Genomic DNA, 22,151 nt, shown 5'->3' with positions numbered 1-22,151 from the left:
CATGTCATGGGGCGGTGAGCCCCCGATTCAGCAGGCCTGTTCCGACCGGGTGGATTCGCCGGTCAGCGCCGGTGAAGGGTCGGTCCTGATCGGCCCTGTTCGGTTCTGGTCAGTCCTGCGACCCCTCGGAGTCCTTCTGCACGTTCTGCGAGCGGTCCTCGTCCGAGCCCTTGTCGTGTTCCAGGACCACGTTGTCGTGGTGTTCCTGGCCGGTGGCCACCTGGATCTTGCGCGGCTGGGACTTGGGGGACACGGGGATGGTCACGGTCAGCACGCCGTTGTCGTACGCGGCGGTGATGTTCTCCGTGTCGATGCCCTGGCCCAGGTTGAGCTGGCGGACGAACGAGTGGCTGCGGCGCTCGCGCACGATCCACTTGGTGTCCTTCTCAGCGGAGGGCAGACGACGCTGCGCACGGATGGTCAGCAGCTGACCGTCCACGTCCACGTCCACACTCGTGGGATCGATGCCCGGCAGGTCCGCGGCAAGGTAATAGTTGGCGTCCTGACGGTAGAGGTCCATGGGCATCTGCTCCAGGCCGTTGCGGCCAGAGAGGACCTGGTTGGCAAAGTTCTGGACCTCGGAGAACGGGTCGAATGTAGCCATGACGATTACTCCTTCACTCTGCGGCACTCACGTGCTGTGCCCCGCGATCCGGTCGATTACCCGCGTGGAGCCATCACGTTTCTTGAGTCTCTGTGACTCAACAACATCTAATGTAGCAGGCTCTCGGCGGAAGTGCTAGCCATTGACGCACGAAAGTTGAGTGGCACTGACTCAAGCAGCGGGCGGGCCTGTCGCAGCGGCGTCGGCGGCGCGTAGGATCGAGTCACCAGTGACACCCGAACGCTTTGAGGAGGCCCCCGTGCCCAAGGCGAAGAAGAACGGCCACGCGCGTCAGGACGAGATCCCGTCCACGCTGCAACGCTCGGACGAGAACGCACAGGACACGTTCGCGCAGACCTACGACTCGGCGCAGGAGGAATACCACGACGACGCTCGGGCGGCGCGCACCGCGTGGTCGGCCGTCAAGCACACCCACGAGAAGGTCGGGGACCACTGGGAGCCCAAGGAGCACAACGGGCCCTCGGACGACAGCGCCGAGAAGGGCGGTCTGAACGCGGAGGACACCGCCGGCGGGGTGGACGCTAATGCCGGCAAGGAGCACCTGTACGAACTCGCCCAGGAACTGGACATCACGGGACGCTCGGACATGGCCAAGGACGAATTGGTCGAGGCGATCGACAAGGCCAACCGGAAGAAGACGCGCGAGGCCCGCGACTGAGGTTCACCGCTCGGCGGGCTCATACCCTGCGGGTTTGTGACTGCTGGCCTGCGATCGGTGGGTCTACAACTGGCGGGCCAGGAAGACCGAGGCCGTGGTGGCGTCGTGGAAGGAATCCACGGGCTCGTAGCCGCGCTTGCGGAACATCGCGATCCCCTCGGTCATCTCCTCGTTGAGGGAGACCACGGCCGTGGTGGCGCCGAAAGCGCGCACCTTGTTCTCGAGTGCCCGCACCAGGGTGCGCGCGTGGCCCTGTCCGCGGTGTTCCGGGGTGACCCAGATCCGGCGCAGTTCCACGCGGTCATCGTCGAGTTTGCGCACCGCGCCGCACGCGATGACCGAGCCCGTGACCAAATCCGTCATGAGGAAGAAATCCCCGTGCGGCGGAGTGACGTCCTCCGGGGCGGTGACCTCGGTGAGTTCGGGATCGAAACCGCCGTCGATCCGGTTGTTCAACTCGCTGAAGTACGCGCTCAGGGCGCGCAGCGTGTGCTCACTGGCGGCCTGACCTTCCACGATACGAACCGGTGCGGTGACGTTCATCCCACCATGGTGACACCTTGGTGTGCTGTTCACCAGCGCCCGTGTCAGGTAGCTTTCGTTCGTGACCGAGACCCGCCCCGGCCCCAAGCCGCGTATCTCCATCCTGGTTCCCACTCCGCTGCTGATCACGGAAATCACGGAACCGGCTGCGCATCGTAACCGTAGTTCCCACGAGTCGGACGTGCACATGCACCCCGGCGGGCAAGGGCTGTGGGTCGCCCGGATGGCCGGGTCGCTGGGGGCGGACGTGTCCGTGAGCGGGCCGTTCGGCGGGGAACTGGGCTCGCTGATCCGCACCATGCTGGACGGGTTGGTCATGCAGGTCAATGCTGTGCGCTACGGGTACGGCAACGGCGGATACGTCTACGACCTGCGCGGTGAGGACCGGGAGACCGTGGCCCATATGCCGCCCCCGGAGCTCTCCCGCCATGAACTGGACGATCTCTACGGCACGGCGTTCGTGGACGCGCTCGCCTCGGACGTCCTCACGGTCACCGGGGCCGAACCCGGGGACGTGGTGCCGGCGTCGTTCTTCGGCCGCCTTATCCGGGACACGCGGGATGCCGGGACCACCGTGGTCGCGGACCTCAGCGGCAAGCCCGCACTGGCGGCCGTGGCGGCTAACGTGGACGTGCTCAAGATCAGCCACGAAGAGGTGCTCGATCTCGAGCTCGTCGCGGAGGACACCGCGGATGCCCTGGTGAGCGCCGGACACATGCTGCTCGAACGCGGTGCGGGCGCCGTGGTGATCTCACGCGCCAAGGACCCCGCGCTGCTCGTGGAGAAGGATTCCGTGCGGGAGGTCTCCGCGCCGTCCATCACACCGCTGGACCACCGAGGGGCGGGGGACTCGATGACCGCGGGGATCTCAGTGGGTCTGGCGCGCGGTCTCGATCTCGTGGAGGCCGTGGCCCTCGGTGCATCAGCGGGAGCGCTGAACGTGGCGCGCCGCGGCCTGGGGACCGGCAACCGCACGACCATCGAGAAGTTCGCCCGCGAGATCACGGTGCGCACGCTGTCCTGACGTTCCGGGTGCTTGACCTGTGGTCTCCGATTCGGTGCCACGACCCGGCTCCGGCTCGACGCGCCGAGCAGTTCGGGCTGACGCCCAGTGCACCCTGACCGGACGTGGTCGCGGGCAGTTCGGCCCGTGTGAAGCGTGACCGGGTTGGTCCTCCTGGGTGGCCTGGCCCGAGTACCGGGCTCTGGTCCGCGTGACGGGCGCGTGTCACCATGGTGCACATGCACATCCTGGTCACCAATGACGACGGCATCTCCTCCGCGGGACTTGCGGTTCTCGCGCAGGCAGCCCTGGACCGCGGGCACAGCGTCACGGTGGCCGCTCCGGCCGAGGAGTACTCGGGTGCCAGCGCCTCGCTGTCCGGCGAGGAGGTCGATGGCCGCATCGCTCTGGTGGAGGCCGCGCCGCCGAACATGCCCGACGGTGTGGAGTGCGTGGGTGTGAAGGCCGCCCCCGCATTGATCGCGTTCCTGGCGTCCTATGGTGCGTTCGGCCAGCGGCCCGATCTCGTGCTCTCGGGGGTCAACCTGGGCGCGAACACGGGCAAGGCCACGTTGCACTCGGGGACGGTGGGTGCGGTGCTGACGGCCGCGTCCCACGGGATCCCCGGCATCGCGGTGTCCATCACGTCCGGCGCGCCGCAGCACTGGGACACGGCCCTGCTGGTCACCCGATTCGCGCTGGAGCACTGGGAGGACCGGCCTTTCGACGAGTGGATCCTCAACCTCAACGTTCCCGACGTGGCCCCCGGGCGATTGCGCGGTCTCAAGCCCGCCCACCTGGCGAGCTTCGGGGCGGTGCAGGCGCAGATCGGCCGCGGGGACGAGAAGCACATCGCGGTCACCTACAGCGCGGAGACCGGCCCGGAGGAGCCAGACAGCGACCACTACCTCCTCACCCACGGCTGGGCCACGGCCACGCTGCTGCGCGCCCCCGTGGACGACCGCTCCCAGGACACCCACGCCGTCCCCCGCGAGGACCTGGGGATCACGGCCCCCACGCCCTTCTGGGACGTCACCCTTCCGGGCCTCACGGACGACGACGCCGCGGTCCCGGGCACGGGGGACGTCACCGTGGACGCCGCCACGGTCATGCGCCGCACGTGACCCGGCGCCCCTGTTGTCGCGGCGTGGAACATAGTGAAACGGCGATACCCCAGTGACCCGCCCCGGGAATGCCCGCCCATGTGACCCTCGCAAACCCTTGGGCACGCGGAAGCCAGTATTCGGGCGGTTAAGTGGCTTTGGAGTGCCTGAAAATCCGCGGTGGGCCTCTACGTGCCTCAAACTTTGCCGGTGGCCTCCGCGCGCCTCACGACTCGCAGCCGGAGACACATGCCCCGCTGGACGCGGCACGCAGCGCCGGGAGAGCATGCAACCGGGCCAGGGGAGCGAGGTCCGTGACGTCCTCCGCACCCGCGAGGGGCTGCCACCGCAGTTCCACGATCTCCGCTGCAGGCACGGGGGTGTCGGTGAGCGGCACGGTGCTCACGAACACGTGACTGTGCAGCGCGTGACCGGGTTCGTTCGCGGCATCCGAGTGCCATTCCCCCACGGGGCGCAACTGCTCCGGGGTCAGCGAGATCCCCAGTTCCTCCCGGACCTCGCGGATCCCGGTCTCCAGCGGTGTCTCGTCCCCCTCCGGCTTGCCCCCGGGGAACATGAACATCCCGGTCGAACGCTTGCGCACGGTCAGGACCGCCCCGTCCGAGGCGCGCCGCAGCACCACACCGGTCACCTTGATCACGGGACGTGAGGGGGACCTGTCGGCGCTGGTGAGGGGACTGGCATCATGGGAATTCGGCACGCCCCCACTATAAGGAGCCACGATGACGAACCCTCTGCACGATCTGTCCGTACCCGTGGTGCAGGCGCCCATGGCGGGTGGCCCCTCGACCCCCGCGCTCGCCGTGGCCGTGGCGGAAGCGGGCGGACTGGGGATGCTGGCCGCGGGTTACAAATCCGCGAGTGCCATGGCGGAGGAGATCCGTGAGGTCGCCGCACGCACGGACCACTTCGGGGTCAACCTCTTCGTCCCCGAACGGGACCCCTCCGATCCGGAGCAGCTCGAGGCGTACGCGCGAGCCCTCGCCCCCGTGGCCGCCGACCTGGACGTCCCCGCACCGCAGCCGGGCCCGTTCACGGATGACGACTACCCGGCCAAGCTGGATCACCTCGTGGCCAACCCCGTGCCCCTCGTCTCGCTCACGTTCGGACTGCCGGGAGCGGCCGACGTCGCGCGGTTGCGTGAGGCGGGCAGCGTCGTCGTCCTCAATGCCACGGACGCGCGGGAAGTCGAGGCCGCGGTGGAACTCGCACCGGACGCGATCGTGGTGCAGGGCCGCGAAGCGGGCGGACACCGGGCCACACACGGCCAGGCCACGACCCCGGAGGACATCAGCACCGCGGAACTGCTCGACCAGGCGCGTGAGTTGAGCGAGATCCCGTTGATCGCCGCGGGCGGGATCGCGAGTCGCGAGGACGCCGCGGACCTGCTCGGCCGCGGAGCCGTGGCGGTGCAAGTGGGCACCCTGTTCCTCACCGCGCGGGAAGCGGGGACCAAACCCGCCCACCGGGAGGCCCTGCTGAACGGCGGGGGCAGGGACACCGTGGTCACGCGGGCGTTCTCGGGCCGCTGGGCCCGCGCCCTGCGTAATGGGTTCACCGACCGACTCGGATCTGCGCAGGTGAGTGGCTACCCGCAGGTGCATTACATGACGGCGCCGCTGCGGGCCGCGTCCGCGGGCGACGCCGAGGGGCTGAACCTGTGGGCGGGCACCGGTTTCGGCGCGTGCCGGCACACGAGCGCGGCGGAGATCGTGGAACTCTTCCGGGGGCTGTGACCCACTGCCGCGGGGCGGTACCTGAAGGCTAGCGTGGGAAGGACAGCACACCCGCCCACCCCGGATCGACCGTGCTCGGTACGCCCAGGACGCGTGAGCATCCGGGTGGCGCACCGCCCACCCACCGAGAGCCCATGCCCACTCAGAAGATCGTGGCCGCCCCGGCCAAGTCCGCGATGTTCCTGGTCCTGACCATCAAGGAGGGATCGGAGGCGGAGGTCGCGGACATCCTCACGGACGTCTCGGACCTCACCAAGGCGGTCTCGTTCCGCGTCCCCACGAGTGACCTGTTGTGCGCGGTCGGTATCGGCTCCGATGCGTGGGACCGGCTCTACGATGCGCCCCGCCCCAAGGACCTGCACCCGTTCCCGGAGATCGTGGGTCCTGTGCACGCGGCCGTGTCCACCCCGGGGGACCTGCTGATCCACTTGCGCGCGGTCTCCCAGGACATGTGCTTCGAGCTGGCCAAGCACCTCATGAAGCGCCTGGGCCCGCACATGGACGTGGTGGACGAGGTGCAGGGCTTCACATTCTTCCAGGAACGCGATCTGCTGGGTTTCGTGGACGGCACCGCGAACCCGAAGAACGAGGACGCGTTCACGGTCGCGGTCGTGGGCGACCAGGACCCCACCTGCTGTGGCGGCAGCTACGTGCACGTGCAGAAGTACCTCCACGACATGGGCGCGTGGGAGGCACTGTCCGTCACGGAGCAGGAGCTGGTGATCGGGCGGACCAAACTGGAGGACATCGAGCTCTCGGACGAGGACTAGCCCGCCAACTCGCATGTGGCCCTCAACGACCTCGACGACGTGGACGGGCGGGCCCGCGAGATCATGCGCGACAACATGCCGTTCGGTCGCGTGGGCACCGAGAAGTTCGGCACGTACTTCATCAGCTACGCCGCGGATCCGGGCGTCACGGAGACCATGCTCGAGAACATGTTCCTGGGCGATCCCCCCGGGCACGTACGACCGCATCCTGGACTTCTCCACCGCGGTCACGGGTCCCTGTTCTTCGCGCCGCCGCGCTCGTTCCTGGAGGACCCGACCACGGTGCCCCGCGCGACGGCGCCCCGGACGCGGACCCCGCGGGCGCCGAGTTCTCGGCACTGGGAACAGGACACGTGAGCGACCTGGCCGCGGACACCCCCTGCATCCAGGCCCTGCAGCGCCGCGTGGTGCGCGTGGTGGAACTGCGCGCTCCGTTCACGGTCCGGCGCACGGACGTGGACGCCGTGGCCCGCGCCAAGACCGTACTGCACCTGGGCCAGGACGCCGCGATCGGCTACTCGTCCCACACCGCGGAGACCGTGGACCTCTACTTCCGGGAGACCCTCACGTTCCGGGTCAACACGTCCGAGGCGAGCGTGGTCATCACCCGCTGAGCCCGGCCCGGGCCTCGTCACGGCCCCCGGGAGTAACCCCCGGGGGGCAGGGTCAGTTCTTGCGCAGGAACTTCCCGAAGAACTCGGTGAGTTCGTCGGTCGCGTCGAGCGGCAGGACTGCGGCCACGTAGTGATCCGGGCGGACCACCACGACGGCGCCGTCGCGGCTGATCGTGCGCACGTCGAAGACGTCCTCGCCGGGGATCGCGGCGTAGACGCGCTCCCAGTAGTTCAGCTCGAACGGGCCCACCTGCGGCTTGAACGCGCGCGGCACCTTGGTGATGTCGACGTCCGTGTAGGGCTGCTGGTAGGTGACGTCCACGTCGAAGAGGGTGGCATCGCCGTCGTCATCACGGCGCAGCGCCACGAGCGGGGATGAAGGATCGTTCTGCCACCACTCGGCGAACGCGGTGGTGGGGGAATCCGCCCCGGCCACGGAGTTGTCCGCGAAGACGTGGATGCGCCAGCGCCCGTCCGCGGTGGCCTCGTGACCCTGGTGCACGACCATGGAATCGCACACGCGCTGGACGCGGGCGGACTTGAAGCGCTTACCCACCGGGTAGCCCTCGGCGAAGTCCTGGTGGTCGGTACCCGCCGTGATCAGGGACGGCTGGTACTCGGTCATGAACCCGGCCGGGAACTCCGCGGTCTTCACGTAGAAGTCCTCGAGGTACTTGGGGTCCGGCAACTTGTCCTGCGGGGTGGCCATGAGGGTGGACCACTCACGGTCGAAGTCGATCAGGTTCTTGGTGATCACCTGGCGTTCCTCGGAGTAGGTGTCCAGCAGCGACTCGTCCGCGCGCCCGGAGAGCACGGCCCCGAGCTTCCAGCCCAGGTTCCAGCCGTCCTGCATGGACACGTTCATGCCCTGGCCGGCCTTGGCGGAGTGGGTGTGGCATGCATCCCCGGCAATGAACACGCGGGGCACGCGGGTGCCGCGGTCCTCGGTGTCGACGTCGTCGAAGTGGTCCGTGAGGCGGTGGCCCACCTCGTACACGGAGGACCAGGCCACGGACTTCACGTCCACGCTGTAGGGGTTGAGGATCTTGTTCGCGCGGCGGATGATCTCCTCCACCGGGGTCTTGCGGATCTCGTGGTTGTCGTCCTCGGGGACCTCGCCCAGATCCACGTACATGCGGAACAGCAGCCCGCCTTCGCGCGGGATCAGCAGGATGGAGCCGTTCACGGAGTTGATCGCGCACTTGGTGCGGATGTCCGGGAAATCGGTGTTGGCGAGCACGTCCATGACGCCCCACGCGTGGTGGGCGCCCTGGCCGCTGAGCGTGCGACCGATCGCCTTGCGCACGCGGGAGGACGCGCCGTCGCACCCGAAGACGTACTTGGCGCGCACCGTGCGCTCCTCGCCCTCGCGCTTACCGGTGGCGTAGCGCACGGTCACGGCCACGGGGTACTCCTGGTCCTGGTCGATCTCCAGGTTCACGAACTCGATGCCGTAGTTGGGGGTGATCCGGGCCGGGCCGCGTTCGGCCGAGCGCAGGAAGTAGTCCAGCACGCGGGCCTGGTTCACGATCAGGTGCGGGAACTCGGACACGCCGTGGGGGTCATCCGCGGGGCGGCCGGTGCGCACGATGTTCTGGGGGTTGGTGGGATCCGGGTTCCAGAAGCACATCTCGCGCAGGTGGTACGCCTCCTGCGTGATCTCCTCCGCGAAACCGAAGGCCTGGAAGGTCTCCACGCTGCGGGCCTGAATACCGTCCGCCTGGCCGATCTCCAACCGGTCCGGACGGCGCTCGATCATGCGCGTGTTGACGTCCGGGTACTGGGACAGCTGTGCCGCCGCGATCACACCCGCCGGTCCCGTGCCCACGATCAGCACGTCCATGGTGTCGGTCAGGTCCTCGGGACGGTCCACGCCGCAGCCGCGGGGCTCCTCGATCCGGGGATCCTCGGAGGCGTATCCGTTCTGGTGAAATAACATGCCTTCTCCTGGCTTGTGCGGTGATCTCGCAGGGTGTTCCCGCAGGGTCCGGGATCCGGGTCCGAGTCGCGGACGTGCCGCGGGGCGGCGTCCGTGCTGTGCGGTTCCACCGGTGAGATCCGTACGGCGGGTGCGGGCCACGTTGCCCGCCCCGGGGTGGTTCGGTGGCGTCGAAAGAGTGTGTCACGGATCATATACGATCTGTGTTCTGGGTAACAATTCCAGCCCCATGGTCCTCCCGGGTGCACGGGAATACGGAAACGAGGGGCCGTGCGAGGAATGCCCCGAGGGGCGGAAGAGGAAGCTCAGGCCCACTGTGGCGAAGGCCACAAGAGTGGCCGCCTGGGGGTCTATGGGCTCGAAGGATAAGTGGTTGGACTCGAGTCCCGCGGCGGAGGCTAAGAGGAAGAAGTCGTACCACTCGATACGGGTACCGATGATGGTTCCGGTCACGACCTTGCGCTGCTCACGACGCCGCGTGGCACTTCTGACCGTTGTTTCGTGGGCGATGGGATCGTGGGTCGCCATGTGTGACTCCTTCGTCCGGCGAGTCTGATTCTCTGGGGTGGGTACGCCGCCCGGGTGTCCCAGGGGGAGATGATGTGATCCGCGCCACTTGCCCAGAATATATAGATAATATACGATTTCAAATAACATTCTGACGAGGAGGCAGTGGCCGTGACCGAGAACCCCCAGAACGCTCAGCAGGCTTCATCCGGAGCCCCTGGGCAGCCGGTTCCCGTGCATCCGGGCAAGATCATCGCGGTGCACGTGGCCTACGAGTCCCGTGCGGCGCAGCGCGGTCGCAAGCCCGCCGTCCCGTCCTACTTCCTCAAGCCCGCGAGCTCGCTGGGTGGTTCGGGCGCCGCGGTGGAACGCCCCGCCGGCACCGAGCTGCTCGCGTTCGAGGGCGAGATCGCCCTGGTGATCGGGACGCCCACGAAGAACGTCTCCCTCGAGGACGCGTGGTCCCATGTGGCCTCCGTGACCGCCGCCAACGACTGGGGTCTCTACGACCTGCGCGCCGCGGACAAGGGCTCGAACCTGCGCAACAAGGGACGTGACGGCTACACGTCGCTGGGCCCCTCCCTGATCGACGCCCGCGAGATCTCCCCGGAGCAGTTGCGCGTGCGCACGTGGCGCAACGGTGAGCTGGTCCAGGAGGACACCACTGCGGCGGAAAACATGATCTTCCCGCTCGCCCAGTTGGTGGCGGACCTCTCCCAGCACCTGACCCTCGAGGAGGGGGACGTGATCCTCACGGGCACCCCCGCCGGTTCCTCGGTCGCGCAGCCCGGGGACGTCGTGGAGATCGAGGTGGACGCGCCGGAGGTGGCGGGAGCGCCGTCGTCGGGCCGCCTGATCAGCCACGTGACCGAGGGTGACGAGAGCTTCGACGAGGGGCTGGGCGCCATGCCCGCCGTGGACGACAAGCAGCGCGAGGAGGCGTGGGGTTCCCGCGAGGCCGCGGGTCTGCCGGACTCCGACGCCGCGGCACTGCCCGAGGCGTTGCGCGCCAAGCTCGAGAAGGCGCCCACGGCCGGGCTGTCCGCGGAGCTGCGCAAGCGCGGACTCAACAACGTGGTGATCGAGGGCGTGTACCCGCAGACGCCCGGCACCACGATGGTCGGCACGGCCAGGACCCTGCGCTTCGTGCCCAACCGCGAGGATCTCTTCACGTCCCACGGCGGCGGGTACAACGTGCAGAAGCAGGTCTTCGACGCCGTGGGCCCGGGTGAGGTGATCGTGATCGAGGCCCGCGGGGCGGCAGGTTCCGGCACGCTCGGTGACATCCTCGCGCTGCGCGCCAAGTTCAACGGCGCGGCGGGAGTGGTCAGCGACGGCGGTGTGCGCGATTACGCGGCCGTCGCCGAGATCGGATTGCCCGTCTTCGCGCAGACCGCGCACCCCGCGGTGCTGGGCCGCCGACACGTCCCGTGGGACCAGGACGTCGCCGTGGCGTGCGGCAACGCGACCGTGCTGCCCGGTGACGTGATCGTGGGTGACGACGACGGCGTCATCGTGATCCCGCGCGAGCTCGCCGAGGACGTCGTGGACGCCGCCCTGGCCAAGGAGCGCGAGGACGCCTGGGTGGCCGAGCGCGTCGCCGAGGGCAACCCCGTCAAGGGACTCTTCCCGCCCACGGGGCAGTGGAAGGAAGAATTCCAGCAGTGGTTGGCGGAACACCCCGCCTCCGACGACTGACCGACACCCCCATCGAACCGAGGAAACCATGACCACGACCACGGCCACCGGGGCCCCCAGCAAGGCCCAGCGTGCCTACGACTGGATCAAGAGCCAGATCATGACCCAGGCGTTCTCGCCCGGCTACCGCCTGGTGCTCGCAAGCATCGCGGAGGCCCTGGAGATGTCCGTGGTGCCCGTGCGCGAGGCCATCCGGCGGCTCGAGGCGGAGGGCCTCGTGACCTTCGAGCGCAACGTGGGTGCGCGCGTGTCCATGGTCAACGGTGAGCAGTACCGCTACAGCATGGAGACCCTCGGTCTGTTGGAGGGTGCGGCCACCGCGCTGTCCGCGGAACACATGACCGCGGCGGACCTCGCGCACGCCCGCCAGCTCAACGTCTCTCTGGAGGCGTCCCTGAAGAACTTCGACCCGCAGGCGTTCACCGAGACCAACCACGAGTTCCACCGGGTGCTCGCGTGCCGGTGCCCCAACGAACGCCTCAACGACCTCGTGATGGTCGAGTGGGAACGGCTCAACCACCTGCGCACCTCCACGTTCTCGTTCATCCCCGAACGTGCGCGCGCCTCGGTCAACGAGCACTACCACATCCTGCACCTCATCGAGACCCGCGCCCCGGCCGATGCCGTGGAGCGCGCCGTGCGCCAGCACCGCTCCGCGACCCTGCGCAGCTACCTCAGCAGCCGCGCCGACACCCACGAGGAGCCGCAGCGCCGGAGCTCGTGAACCACCGACCCACCCGTACCGATCGGGCCGCCGGCCGGGCGCACCCGGTCCATCAAGAACACGCAATCAGAAGCAACCCGTCACAAGTCACCGACTGGAGGAGTCATCCCATGGCAGCCCTGCAGGAGACCAAGCCCGAGAACCTTCCCGATTCCATCCGCCACTACATCAACGGCGAATGGGTGGATTCCGTGGACGGGGACACGTTCGACGTGCTCAACCCTGTGACCAACAAGCCCTATATCAAGGCCGCCTCCGGTAAGAAGGCGGACATCGAGGCCGCCGTGGCCGCGGCCAAGAAGGCGTTCGACGAGGGCCCGTGGCCCAAGATGCTGCCCCGCGAGCGCTCCCGGGTGCTGCACAAGATCGCGGACATCGTGGAGTCCCGCGGTGACCAGCTCGCCGCCATGGAGTCCTACGATTCCGGTCTGCCCATTACCCAGGCCCTGGGTCAGGCGCGCCGCGCCGCGGAGAACTTCCGCTTCTTCGCGGACCTGATCGTCGCCCAGATCGACGACGCCTACAAGGTCCCCGGCCGCCAGGTGAACTACGTCAACCGCAAGCCGATCGGTGTGGCCGGGTTGATCACCCCGTGGAACACCCCGTTCATGCTCGAGTCCTGGAAGCTGGGTCCGGCCCTGGCCACGGGCAACACCGTGGTGCTCAAGCCGGCCGAGTTCACGCCCCTGTCCGCGTCCCTGTGGCCCGGCATCTTCGAGGAGGCCGGTGTCCCGGCCGGTGTGTTCAACCTGGTCAACGGCTTCGGCGAGGAAGGCTACGCCGGCGACTCGTTGGTCAAGCACCCGGACGTCCCGCTGATCTCGTTCACGGGCGAGTCCCGCACCGGGCAGATCATCTTCGGCAACGCCGCGCCCTTCCTCAAGGGTCTGTCCATGGAGCTGGGCGGCAAGTCCCCGGCCGTGGTGTTCGACGACGCCGATCTGGAGGGCGCGATCAACGCCACGATCTTCGGTGTGTTCTCCCTCAACGGCGAACGCTGCACCGCGGGTTCGCGCATCCTGGTCCAGCGCGGGATCTACGACGAGTTCGTGGAACGCTACGCGGCCCAAGCCAAGCGCGTGAAGGTGGGTCTGCCCTCGGACCCGTCCACCGAGGTGGGCGCGCTCGTGCACCCCGAGCACTACGAGAAGGTCATGTCCTACGTGGAGATCGGCAAGCAGGAGGCCCGTCTGGTGGCCGGTGGCGGTCGCCCCGAGGGCTTCGAGACCGGTAACTACGTGGCCCCCACGGTGTTCGTGGACGTCAAGCCGGACGCCCGGATCTTTCAGGAGGAGATCTTCGGCCCGGTCGTGGCGATCACGCCGTTCGACACCGAGGAAGAAGCCCTGGAGCTGGCCAACAACACCAGGTACGGCCTGGCCGCCTACATCTGGACGAGCGACCTCAAGCGTGCCCACAACTTCGCGCAGAACGTGGAGGCGGGCATGGTGTGGCTCAACTCCAACAACGTGCGTGACCTGCGTACCCCGTTCGGCGGCGTGAAGGCGTCCGGGCTGGGCCACGAGGGTGGCTACCGCTCGATCGATTTCTACACGGACCAGCAGGCCGTGCACATCAACCTGGGCGAGGTGCACAACCCCGTGTTCGGCAAGCAGGAAGACGCCGCCGAAGAAATGGACGCCTGAGCGTCCCCCTCCTCTACCAACCCGGTGCCACCCACGAGAAGGACACACCATGACGAATCCCGCTGATCGGACAATGACGTCCTCGGGCTTCTACGTTTCGCAGGAAGCCCCGATTACCGCCGACAACCCCATCACGACCCCGTCCGTGCCCGCGCCGGACATCCTGCGCTGCGCGTACATGGAACTCGTGGTCACGGACCTCGTGAAGTCCCGCGAGTTCTACGTGGACGTGCTGGGGCTCACGGTCACGGAGGAGGACGAGAACACCATCTACCTGCGTTCGATCGAGGAGTTCATCCACCACAACCTGGTGCTGCGCCAGGGCCCCGTGGCCGCCGTGGCCGCGTTCTCCTACCGTGTGCGCACCCCCGAGGACCTAGGCAAGGCCGTGGCCTTCTACGAGGAGCTCGGCTGCCGCGTGGAACGCCGCGCGGAGGGCTTCACCAAGGGCATCGGCGAGTCGGTGCGCGTGGAGGACCCCCTGGGCTTCCCGTACGAGTTCTTCCACGACGTGGAGCACGTGGAGCGCCTGGCCTGGCGCTACGACCTCTACACCCCGGGTGCCCTGGTGCGCCTGGACCACTTCAACCAGGTCACCCCGGACGTCCCCCGCGCGACCAAGTTCATGCAGGACCTGGGCTTCCGCGTGACCGAGGACATCCAGGACGAGCAGGGCACGGTGTACGCCGCGTGGATGCGCCGCAAGCCCACCGTGCACGACACCGCCATGACCGGCGGCGACGGTCCCCGGATGCACCACGTGGCCTTCTCCACCCACGAGAAGCACAACATCCTGGCGATCTGCGACAAGCTCGGTGCGCTGCGCCGCTCGGACATGATCGAGCGCGGCCCCGGCCGCCACGGCGTGTCCAACGCCTTCTACCTGTACTTGCGCGACCCGGACGGTCACCGCGTGGAGATCTACACGCAGGACTACTACACGGGTGACCCGGACAACCCCGTGGTCACGTGGGATGTCCACGACAACCAGCGTCGCGACTGGTGGGGCACCCCCGTGGTCCCGTCCTGGTACACGGACGCCTCCCTCGTGCTGGACCTGGACGGCAACCCGCAGGAGGTCGTGGCCCGCACCGAGGAGTCCGAGCTCGCGGCGACCATCGGCGCGGACGGCTTCTCCTACACCCGCCCCTCCGAGGGCGAGGAGTCCATGCCCGAGTGGAAGAAGGGCGAGTACAAGCTGGGTCACCAGCTCTGATCGTTCGGCTTCCACGACCAACGCGAGGGAGACACCATGCTGGAGAAGGAACGCATCACGAAGATCGCGGACGATCTGGCCGCGGCCGAGCGCGAGCGCACCATGATTCCGCGGCTCACGCAGCAGTACCCGGAGATGACCGTGGAGGATTCCTACGCGGTGCAGAACGAGTGGCGCCGCCGCAGCGAGGCCTCCGGACGTCGGCTGGTGGGGCGCAAGATCGGGCTGACGTCCAAGGTCATGCAGGAGGCCACGGGCATCACCGAACCGGACTACGGGGCGATCTTCGCGGACCAGGTGTACGAGAACGGCTCCGTGATCCGCCACGACCAGTACTCCAACGTGCGCATCGAGGTGGAACTCGCGTTCGTGCTCCGGGACGAGCTGACCGGGCCGAACGTGACCATCTTCGACGTCCTGCGCGCGACCGAGTACGTGGTCCCGGCGCTGGAGATCCTCAGTTCGCGCCTCGAGATGGAGGGTCGCACGATCGTGGACACCATCTCGGACAACGCGGCACTGGGTGGGATGGTCTACGGCGGTAACCCCGTAGCTCCGGACTCCGTGGACCTGCGCTGGGTCTCCGCGCTGCTGTACCGCAACGAGAGTCTCGAGGACACCGGCGTGGCCGCGGCCGTGCTCAACCACCCCGCGAACGGTGTGGCGTGGCTGGCCAACAAGCTCGCCGCGCACGACGACACCCTGCCCGCCGGAAGCATCGTGCTGGCCGGTTCCTTCACCAAGCCCATGTGGGTCCACCCCGGGGACACCGTGCACGCCGATTACGGAGATCTGGGGGCCATCACATGTCGGTTCGAGTGAACGATCTGATCCACGCGTTCCGCGCGGAGGACGCTCCCAACCTGCCCGGTGTGCTGCCGAGCCTCAAGGACCTCTTCCCGCTGGCCTCTGACGATCAGCCGGTGATCGGGATGTTCCACTCCTCCGGGGATCCCGCCGCCGCGGAGATCCTGGCCGGGGCCGGTTTCGACTACCTGCTGATCGACGGCGAGCACTCGCCGCTGTCGCTCGAGACCATCCAGTCCGTGCTGCGCGCGATCGCCGCCTACCCCACGCTCGGGGTCGTGCGGGTCGCCGAGAACAGTGAGGTGCTCATCAAGCAGTACCTGGACCTCGGCGCCCAGTCGCTCGTAGTGCCCATGGTCGACTCGGTCGAAGAGGCGCAGGCCGCCGCTCGGGCGGTGGCCTATCCGCCCGGGGGTGTGCGCGGCGTCGGCTCCGCCCTGGCCCGCTCCGGCCGGTGGAACCGGATCCCCGGGTACCTGACCCGGGCACGCGAGACCATCACGCTGATCGTTCAGGCGGAATCCGCCGCTGCCATGGAGAACGCCGCCGCGATCGCCGCCGTGGACGGCGTGGACGGTGTGTTCATCGGCCCGTCGGACCTCGCCGCGTCCATGGGGCTGCTCGGTCAGCAGACCCACCCGGACGTCGTGGCCGCCGTGAAGCACGTGATCCCGGAGGTGAAGGCCGCCGGCAAGTTCGTGGGCGTCAACGCGTTCGCCCAGGACCAGGCGCGGGACTACCTCGCTTCGGGCGCGGACTTCGTGAACGTGGGCGCCGACGTCGCTCTGCTCGCCGCCGGCAGCAAGGCCCTGCTGGAGGCGTTCCGGAAGTAGCCGCCGAGGGCCGGCGTCGCGCCGCAGCTCTCGGGCCCGGCAGGCCATCCGCGCACTTCGAGGCACTCCGAAGCCACCGGCGATTTCTGGGGCAGCTAAAGCCAGGCACGATTTCCTGGGCACTCCAAAACCACTCGCTCGCCGGATACTGGCTCCAGGGTGCCCAGAATTTCGATACTGGCTTCCGTACGTCCCAGAATGCACGCGGCACTGCCTGAAATCTTGTGGCTCAGAGCGTCGCGTGTCAGTCCATGGAAATGCTGTGCAGCATCGCTTGGATGGCGGGGACGTCCGGGTGAGTGGCGACCGTGGTGTTCAGGATGTCGACCAGTTCCTCATCGGTGACGAACCTCCCGGTCGTGTTGACCGGGCCGGTGGAGAACTCGACCCACAACTCGCGACCCGTCTCGCCTCCCGCCAGGCTCACCAGGCCGGAGGAGTTGACCTGCGAGAGGCCGAAGAGCACGGAGTCCTCGTCCGGACCCTTGGCGCTGCGGAGGTACGCGGAGTACGTGCTCACCTGCGCCCCGATGTCCTCGGACAACTGTGTGGTCTCACCGGGCACCGTGTAGCGGGGGGACGTGAACCAGTCCTCGCGCAGCGGTCGTACGTCCGTGGTGGCGATCCGACCCATCGCCTGACCCGTGGGGCTCGTGAGCTCCAAGTACCCCTGATCCGTCTTCGCGGTCCACGAGGCGGGGTACTTCATGCTGAAGGCCCCGTCCGGCGCGGTGTAGGTCTCGGACAGGGCGATCGTGTCACCTGTCTGGTCGCCCGGTGCGGGCTCGGTCGGTTCAGTGGTGGCGCCGGGCGCCCCAACCGGTTCGGAACTCGCATCCGACGCCGAGGGCGTGGATGGTGCGGTCGTTCCGGAGTCCCCGGGCTGTGTCGCCGACGGCGCGGTGGAGCCCGCAGTCGACGTCGCCGTCCCGCCCGATTGCGGCGGTGCGGTGCTGTGCGTGGTGGTGTCGGAGCTCGTGGGGGAGGCCGCGCCGTTCGACGCGGTGCACCCCGTCAGGGCGAGGGCGGACGTGATACCGAGGGTGATGGCCCAGCTGCGGGCTGTGTTGTGTGTCATGGCACCAGCGTGGATCCGCGCCATATGGTTTGCAATAGTGAACGATTAAATGTGACGTACCTGTGATGTAGGGCACCTCAGTGGTTGCCCATGTCGCAGGGGTGTTCTCGAGTGATCGGATCGGCGTGCCCACTCGGATCACCCGCCGAAAAACATCAGTGCGGTCATCCCGGCAACCCACCGGAATGACCGCACCGGCCACTCTCCCCGCGCTCTTTGCCCCGCCCCGACGAACGGCCGGCAGGTCGTCTCTAGTCGACGGCCCGGATGGACTTGAGGATCGCGTCCACCGTGCCGGCCTCGTCCGTCTCGTTGATCTGATTGACCAGCTTGACCCCTTGGCTCTGGGACAGCGGTCGGTTCCCCTTGTTCACGGGGGCGTAATAGAACTCCGCCCACAGTTCGTCCCGCTTGTCCCCGCCTGGGAGGGACACGATGCCCTGGCTGCCGGACTCCGTGAGCCCCCACAGGATCGAATCGCTGCGCTCGCTGTGCGGCGGGGCCGGGACGTAGGTGGAGTACGTGAACACCTGGGTGCCCACCTGCTTGCTCAACCCGGTTTCCTCCCCGATCAGGGGGTGGGCGGGGCGGGTGAACCAATCGCCCTTGGGGGGTCGGACCTTGGTGGAGGCCACCTTGCCCTGGACCTTCCCGTCCGGGCTGGTCAACTCCAGGTACCCGTTGTCCTTCTGGACCTTCCAGGACTTGGGGTACTTCACCGTGAACAGTTTCGCCGGATCCGTGTAGGTCTCCGTGAGCTCGTAGACGTCCGCGCTGTGGTCGGCATCCGGAGTGGCACTCGCCCCGGACTGCGCCTCACCGGATGGTGAGTCACCGGTCTGGGGCTGTGTGCCGCTCGCGTCGGTGCTCGTCTGCTCCCCACCCTGCGGCGTGCTCCCCTGGGTGGCCCCGGCGGCGTCGTTGCCCGGGCCGGAATCGTTGCTGGACCCGCATCCGGTCACTGCGAACGCCCCGACCAGGGCAAGGGTGGTCATCCATGTTCGAGGTGATGTCGTCTTCGCCATAGCAAACAGGCTGACAACTTGTCCGGGTCGCTGCAATGCCACATCCGCGTTGTAATCAACCCGTGATTTTTCATTTTCATAGAACGCAGTTCCGTCCCCGCGTAATCCCACGATGACCTGGGAGAACGCGGTTCACGGCGACGTCGAACTCTTAAGGGGACAACACTGTCCCTTTTGGGGGACAACGAGCGAAGTGTCCGTGAACATTGCGGCGTCAGCGTGTGGGGGAGCCGGGTCCGAGCGGGATGCCCAGGCCCCACCAGGCCAGGAAGAACAGGAACCACACCACGATCATGGCCAGGGACAGGGGTAGCACCATGGACATGAGAGTGCCGATCCCGGCCTTGGGGTACCAGCGCTGGATGAAGCCCAGGGTCATGGCGAAGAACGGGTTCAGCGGCGAGAGCACGTTGGACGGGGAATCCCCGATGCGGAACAGCATCTGCGTGGTCTCCGGGGGGATGGACAAGTACATGAACATGGGCACCAGCACGGGCGCGGTGAGGGTCCACTGCGCGGAGCCGGACGTGATGAACAGGTTGATCACGGAGATCAGCACCACCATGCCCGCGAAGAGCACCACGGGCGGGACCCCGGCGGAGCCGAGCACCCCGGCGGTCTTGATGGCCAGTACGGTGCCCATGTTGGACCAGTCGAACCACGCGATGAACTGGGCGGCCGCGAAGAACAGCACGATTAGGGGTGCCACCTGGGTGATCGCGGAGGCCATCATGGGCGGCACGTCCGAGGCCTTGTCGATGGTCCCGGCCACGATCCCGTAGGCGATACCGCACACAAAGAACAGCAGCCCGATGGGCACCGCGACACTGCTGATCAGCACCGAGGTCAGGGGGGTGCCGTCCTCCCCGGGGAACGGTGTGCCGGGGATGAACAACAGGGTGAAGTAGATGCCCAGGCCCGCGACGAGCGTTCCCACGGCGGCCCACAGGGCGGTGGTCTCCCGCCGGGACGTGACCGTCAGGGTCTGGGCCGTGAAGGTCTCGGCGTGCTCGCCGTCGCCGGCCTCGGCCGCCCGTGCGGCCTCCGCCTCGGAGCGTTCCGCCGCGTGGTACTTCTTGGTCATCCGGGTCAGGACGGTCTCCGAGACCAGGGTGATCACGAGCGCCAGCACCACGGCGGAGGCCGCGGAGAAGAAGTAGTTGGCGATGGGGGAGACCGTGTACTCGGGATCCACGAGCTGCGCCGCGGACTGGGTGATCCCGCCCACCAGCGGATCGGTCAGGTTGACCACCAGCGAGGCGTTGAAGCCGGCCGAGGACGAGACGAACGCGATCACCGCGCCCAGCACGGCGGAGCGGCCGGCCGCCTTGAACGCCGCCGCGCCCAGGGGGATCAGCACCACCACGATCGCGTCCGAGGCCACGGAACCGGTGACACCCGTGAGCGCGAGCACGAACGTGAGCCATCCCGCCGAGACGCGGGAGACCACGAGTTTCACCGCGGTGTTGATGAGCCCGCTGCGTTCGGCGACGGCCACGCCCAGCAAAACCGTGATCACCACGCCCAGGGGCGGGAAGGAGGCGAAGTTCTCCACGGCGTCGCCCACCATGGCCTGCAGCCCCTCGGACGTCAGCAGGTTGTGAACGGTCTCCACGTCCCCGGTCGCGGGGTTCTGCGCGGTGACACCGGCCGTCGCGAGTACGGCGGACAGCACCGCCACGAGACCGGCGAGAATCACGAAGAGCCAGAACGGGTGCGGCAACTTGTTGCCCACCCACTCGACGCCGTTCAGGAACCGCAGCAGTGCGCCGTCGCGCCCGGACGTTCCCGAGGGCGGTCGGCCGCCGGGCGCGGGGTCCCGCCCCGGGCCGAGGGCGGGCGAGCTGCCGGCCGCGGCATGCACGGTGAACGAAGGGTCGGTCATGGCCCGGTTCTTTCGTGGTCGGGGACGCGGCACCTGCGGTGCCCGGAAAGCCCGAGACTATCAAGGCCACGCAAACACGAGCGCCCGGTCGAACGGGTGTCCGACCGGGCGCGCTTGGGGGACCGCCGTCAGTTGTTCGGCAGGTCCTTGGGTGTGAGGTAGCGCTCGCCGTCCTCGGTGGTCTCGAGGTCGTAGTCGCGTTCCTGCTCCTGGACACGGTCCTCGACCATGTGCGAGTGCCGCACGGGTTCGATGTCCGGCATCTCCTCGGCGCGCTCGTACTGGGCGTTGCCCTCGTCGTCGACCTCGCCGTCCACGTCCGGGCGGTCGGCGGGGTTCGCGGAGATGTTCGGGTTGGGATCCCCGGGCCTGGGCTGGAACTTCCGCGTTCCGGCCAGCGCCTCCGAATCGACGACGCGTGCGCTCTGCTCGTCCACGGTGCTCTCGCCCACGTTGGGGAAGCCGGTCTCCTTCAACGCCTTGGGCGGCTTGCCGTGGTCCGCGGCGTGGTCATCACGCACGATGTCACGGACGGTGCGCTCCTCGACGACGCCGCGATCGGTCGCGTTCGCCGCGCCGTCGACGGTGCCCGGATCGGTGGCGCCCGCCGGGGGGACGCTGGTGCGACGGACCGCGCCGGGTTGGTCGGGGTCCCCTTCCGCGGAGCTCTCATCCGGTTGGGTGTCGCGGCCGGCGCGGGAGTCGTCGTGGCCCTGCACGGTGGTGGGCTGGTCGGGATCGTCGATCTGACCGGCGGACGCGATGGGATCCGGGTTCTCGGGTTGCTGAGTCATGACGTGCCTCCTGTACTGTCCGTGGCGCTAACCACTGTGGTGCTTCCCATCTTGGCACCGAGGTGGGGAAACCGTAAGTACCGTGATGGATGGTTCAGCCCTGAGGGGACGTCTCCACGGGGCGGTCCGTGTGGGAGTACTGGGACCAGCTCCCGGGGAACAGCCGTCCCGTGCCGAGTCCCGCGTGCTCGGCCACGAGGAGGTTGTGGCACGCCGTCACACCGGAGCCGCAATAGGAGATCATGTGGTGCGCGTCCGTGACCCCCGCGCGCTCGAATCGCTCCCGCAACTGCTCCACCGGTTGCAGGGTCTGTCGCTCGGTCAGGTGCTCACGGCACGGGACGTTCACGGCGCCCGGGATGTGGCCGGAGCGCGGATCCACGGGATCGGGGGTGTTGCCCGCGAACCGTGTGCGGTCGCGCGCGTCCACGACCAGCGGGCCGTGGACCGCCTCGTCGATGCTCGCGAGCGCGTCGCGCGGCCACGGCACCGGGGTGAAACGTGCCTCGGGGAGGACCGTGCGGCGTCGTTCCAGCTCGCCGGAGCCTGCGGCAGACAGGCCGCCGTCGAGCAGCGCGGCGCGGTGGCCCGTGGTGCGCAGCATCCAGATGAGGCGCGCGGCCATGACGTTGCCGGCGTCGTCGTACGCGACCACCGTGGTGTCGTCGCCGATGCCCGCCCGGGACATCGCCGCGGCGAAATCCTCGGGGGTGGGCAACGGGTGCCGACCCTTCTCCGGGGAGGCCGGGGCCGCGAGCGCGGTGGCCACGTCCACGAATACCGCGCCGGGCAGGTGTCCCTGCAGGTAGGCGGCCTCCGCGCTGCGTCCGTCCAGGTACATGCGGGCGTCCGCGAGCACCACGTCCTCGCGGTGCTCGGCAAGCCAATCGGGTGATACGAACGGGTCCATGACAGTCTCCCCCACT

General features: G+C 68.2%; 21 protein-coding genes and 1 pseudogene. 12 read left to right on the top strand and 10 right to left on the bottom strand.

Features of this window, described 5'->3' with window-relative positions:
* Nucleotides 1-109: 109 nt before the first annotated feature.
* A complete protein-coding gene (locus RF637_RS08305; RefSeq protein WP_085106852.1) occupies nucleotides 110-604 on the bottom strand; it encodes an Hsp20/alpha crystallin family protein in 495 nt (164 codons plus the stop codon).
* A 259-nt stretch (nucleotides 605-863) separates the two neighbouring features.
* On the opposite strand from RF637_RS08305, the gene RF637_RS08300 reads away from it, so the two are divergent.
* Entirely contained in the window at nucleotides 864-1,283 is a 420-nt protein-coding gene (locus RF637_RS08300; RefSeq protein ID WP_368844577.1) for a ChaB family protein, read from the top strand.
* A 63-nt stretch (nucleotides 1,284-1,346) separates the two neighbouring features.
* Here the strand turns inward: RF637_RS08300 and RF637_RS08295 are convergent, their stop codons facing one another.
* Nucleotides 1,347-1,826: a GNAT family N-acetyltransferase gene (locus RF637_RS08295; protein ID WP_035965631.1), complete on the bottom strand. Its 480-nt coding sequence runs from the start codon at nucleotides 1,824-1,826 to the stop codon at nucleotides 1,347-1,349.
* A gap of 61 nt (nucleotides 1,827-1,887) precedes the next feature.
* Between RF637_RS08295 and RF637_RS08290 the strand changes: the two genes are divergently transcribed.
* Together RF637_RS08290 and surE are read left to right on the top strand one after the other, a co-directional pair.
* A complete protein-coding gene (locus RF637_RS08290) occupies nucleotides 1,888-2,850 on the top strand; it encodes a 1-phosphofructokinase family hexose kinase (protein WP_368844576.1) in 963 nt (320 codons plus the stop codon).
* 218 nt (nucleotides 2,851-3,068) lie between these two features.
* A complete protein-coding gene (gene surE / locus RF637_RS08285; RefSeq protein ID WP_368844575.1) occupies nucleotides 3,069-3,953 on the top strand; it encodes a 5'/3'-nucleotidase SurE in 885 nt (294 codons plus the stop codon).
* A gap of 205 nt (nucleotides 3,954-4,158) precedes the next feature.
* Here the strand turns inward: surE and RF637_RS08280 are convergent, their stop codons facing one another.
* On the bottom strand, nucleotides 4,159-4,653 hold the full coding sequence (locus RF637_RS08280) for an NUDIX domain-containing protein (protein ID WP_368844574.1): 495 nt from the start codon (nucleotides 4,651-4,653) through the stop codon (nucleotides 4,159-4,161).
* 22 nt (nucleotides 4,654-4,675) lie between these two features.
* Here RF637_RS08280 and RF637_RS08275 point away from each other — a divergent pair, with 22 nt between their 5' ends.
* The 3 genes and pseudogenes from RF637_RS08275 (at nucleotide 4,676) to RF637_RS08265 (ending at nucleotide 7,073) form a co-directional block, all read left to right on the top strand.
* A complete protein-coding gene (locus RF637_RS08275; RefSeq protein ID WP_368844573.1) occupies nucleotides 4,676-5,689 on the top strand; it encodes an NAD(P)H-dependent flavin oxidoreductase in 1,014 nt (337 codons plus the stop codon).
* A 134-nt stretch (nucleotides 5,690-5,823) separates the two neighbouring features.
* Nucleotides 5,824-6,816, top strand: a pseudogene (locus RF637_RS08270) (Dyp-type peroxidase).
* Entirely contained in the window at nucleotides 6,813-7,073 is a 261-nt protein-coding gene (locus RF637_RS08265; RefSeq protein ID WP_368844572.1) for an encapsulin, read from the top strand. Before RF637_RS08270 ends, RF637_RS08265 begins: the two are co-directional and overlap by 4 nt.
* A gap of 52 nt (nucleotides 7,074-7,125) precedes the next feature.
* Here RF637_RS08265 and RF637_RS08260 read toward each other — a convergent pair whose 3' ends face one another.
* Both RF637_RS08260 and RF637_RS08255 read right to left on the bottom strand, forming a co-directional pair.
* The gene (locus RF637_RS08260) at nucleotides 7,126-9,012 is read right to left on the bottom strand and encodes an FAD-binding monooxygenase (protein WP_368844571.1); all 1,887 of its coding nucleotides are present in this window, start codon (nucleotides 9,010-9,012) and stop codon (nucleotides 7,126-7,128) included.
* A gap of 183 nt (nucleotides 9,013-9,195) precedes the next feature.
* Nucleotides 9,196-9,540, bottom strand: coding sequence for a hypothetical protein (locus RF637_RS08255; RefSeq protein ID WP_368844570.1), 345 nt, complete (start codon nucleotides 9,538-9,540; stop codon nucleotides 9,196-9,198).
* A 150-nt stretch (nucleotides 9,541-9,690) separates the two neighbouring features.
* On the opposite strand from RF637_RS08255, the gene RF637_RS08250 reads away from it, so the two are divergent.
* The 6 genes from RF637_RS08250 to RF637_RS08225 all read left to right on the top strand — a co-directional run bounded on the left by RF637_RS08250 (nucleotide 9,691) and on the right by RF637_RS08225 (nucleotide 16,443).
* The gene (locus tag RF637_RS08250; RefSeq protein WP_368844569.1) at nucleotides 9,691-11,217 is read left to right on the top strand and encodes a fumarylacetoacetate hydrolase family protein; all 1,527 of its coding nucleotides are present in this window, start codon (nucleotides 9,691-9,693) and stop codon (nucleotides 11,215-11,217) included.
* A 28-nt stretch (nucleotides 11,218-11,245) separates the two neighbouring features.
* Entirely contained in the window at nucleotides 11,246-11,941 is a 696-nt protein-coding gene (locus RF637_RS08245; RefSeq protein WP_085106849.1) for a GntR family transcriptional regulator, read from the top strand.
* A 110-nt stretch (nucleotides 11,942-12,051) separates the two neighbouring features.
* A complete protein-coding gene (gene hpaE, locus RF637_RS08240) occupies nucleotides 12,052-13,587 on the top strand; it encodes a 5-carboxymethyl-2-hydroxymuconate semialdehyde dehydrogenase (RefSeq protein ID WP_085106848.1) in 1,536 nt (511 codons plus the stop codon).
* A 49-nt stretch (nucleotides 13,588-13,636) separates the two neighbouring features.
* Nucleotides 13,637-14,803 carry a 3,4-dihydroxyphenylacetate 2,3-dioxygenase gene (gene hpaD, locus RF637_RS08235; protein ID WP_368844568.1) on the top strand — a complete coding sequence of 389 codons (1,167 nt, stop codon included), beginning with the start codon at nucleotides 13,637-13,639 and terminating at the stop codon, nucleotides 14,801-14,803.
* Between the two features lie 36 nt (nucleotides 14,804-14,839).
* Nucleotides 14,840-15,625, top strand: a complete 786-nt coding sequence (hpaH, locus tag RF637_RS08230; protein ID WP_368844567.1) for a 2-oxo-hept-4-ene-1,7-dioate hydratase — start codon at nucleotides 14,840-14,842, stop codon at nucleotides 15,623-15,625.
* Between the two features lie 110 nt (nucleotides 15,626-15,735).
* Nucleotides 15,736-16,443 carry an aldolase/citrate lyase family protein gene (locus RF637_RS08225; RefSeq protein WP_368844623.1) on the top strand — a complete coding sequence of 236 codons (708 nt, stop codon included), beginning with the start codon at nucleotides 15,736-15,738 and terminating at the stop codon, nucleotides 16,441-16,443.
* Between the two features lie 244 nt (nucleotides 16,444-16,687).
* On the opposite strand, the gene RF637_RS08220 is transcribed toward RF637_RS08225, so the two are convergent.
* The 5 genes from RF637_RS08220 to RF637_RS08200 all read right to left on the bottom strand — a co-directional run bounded on the left by RF637_RS08220 (nucleotide 16,688) and on the right by RF637_RS08200 (nucleotide 22,135).
* Nucleotides 16,688-17,521: a hypothetical protein gene (locus tag RF637_RS08220; protein ID WP_368844566.1), complete on the bottom strand. Its 834-nt coding sequence runs from the start codon at nucleotides 17,519-17,521 to the stop codon at nucleotides 16,688-16,690.
* Between the two features lie 251 nt (nucleotides 17,522-17,772).
* Entirely contained in the window at nucleotides 17,773-18,516 is a 744-nt protein-coding gene (locus RF637_RS08215) for a hypothetical protein (RefSeq protein WP_186317169.1), read from the bottom strand.
* A 244-nt stretch (nucleotides 18,517-18,760) separates the two neighbouring features.
* A complete protein-coding gene (locus tag RF637_RS08210) occupies nucleotides 18,761-20,431 on the bottom strand; it encodes an AbgT family transporter (RefSeq protein WP_082943423.1) in 1,671 nt (556 codons plus the stop codon).
* A gap of 128 nt (nucleotides 20,432-20,559) precedes the next feature.
* Nucleotides 20,560-21,225 (bottom strand): hypothetical protein, encoded by a 666-nt coding sequence (locus RF637_RS08205; protein ID WP_368844565.1) that lies wholly within the window; start codon nucleotides 21,223-21,225, stop codon nucleotides 20,560-20,562.
* A gap of 94 nt (nucleotides 21,226-21,319) precedes the next feature.
* Complete coding sequence (locus tag RF637_RS08200) at nucleotides 21,320-22,135, bottom strand: sulfurtransferase (protein WP_239319740.1); 816 nt, start codon at nucleotides 22,133-22,135, stop codon at nucleotides 21,320-21,322.
* Nucleotides 22,136-22,151: the final 16 nt, after the last annotated feature.

Origin of the sequence: Kocuria sp. CPCC 204721 (assembly GCF_040980945.1) — a bacterium.
GTDB classification, from domain to species: domain Bacteria; phylum Actinomycetota; class Actinomycetes; order Actinomycetales; family Micrococcaceae; genus Kocuria; species Kocuria marina.
This window is presented reverse-complemented; position numbering and strand designations above follow the sequence as displayed.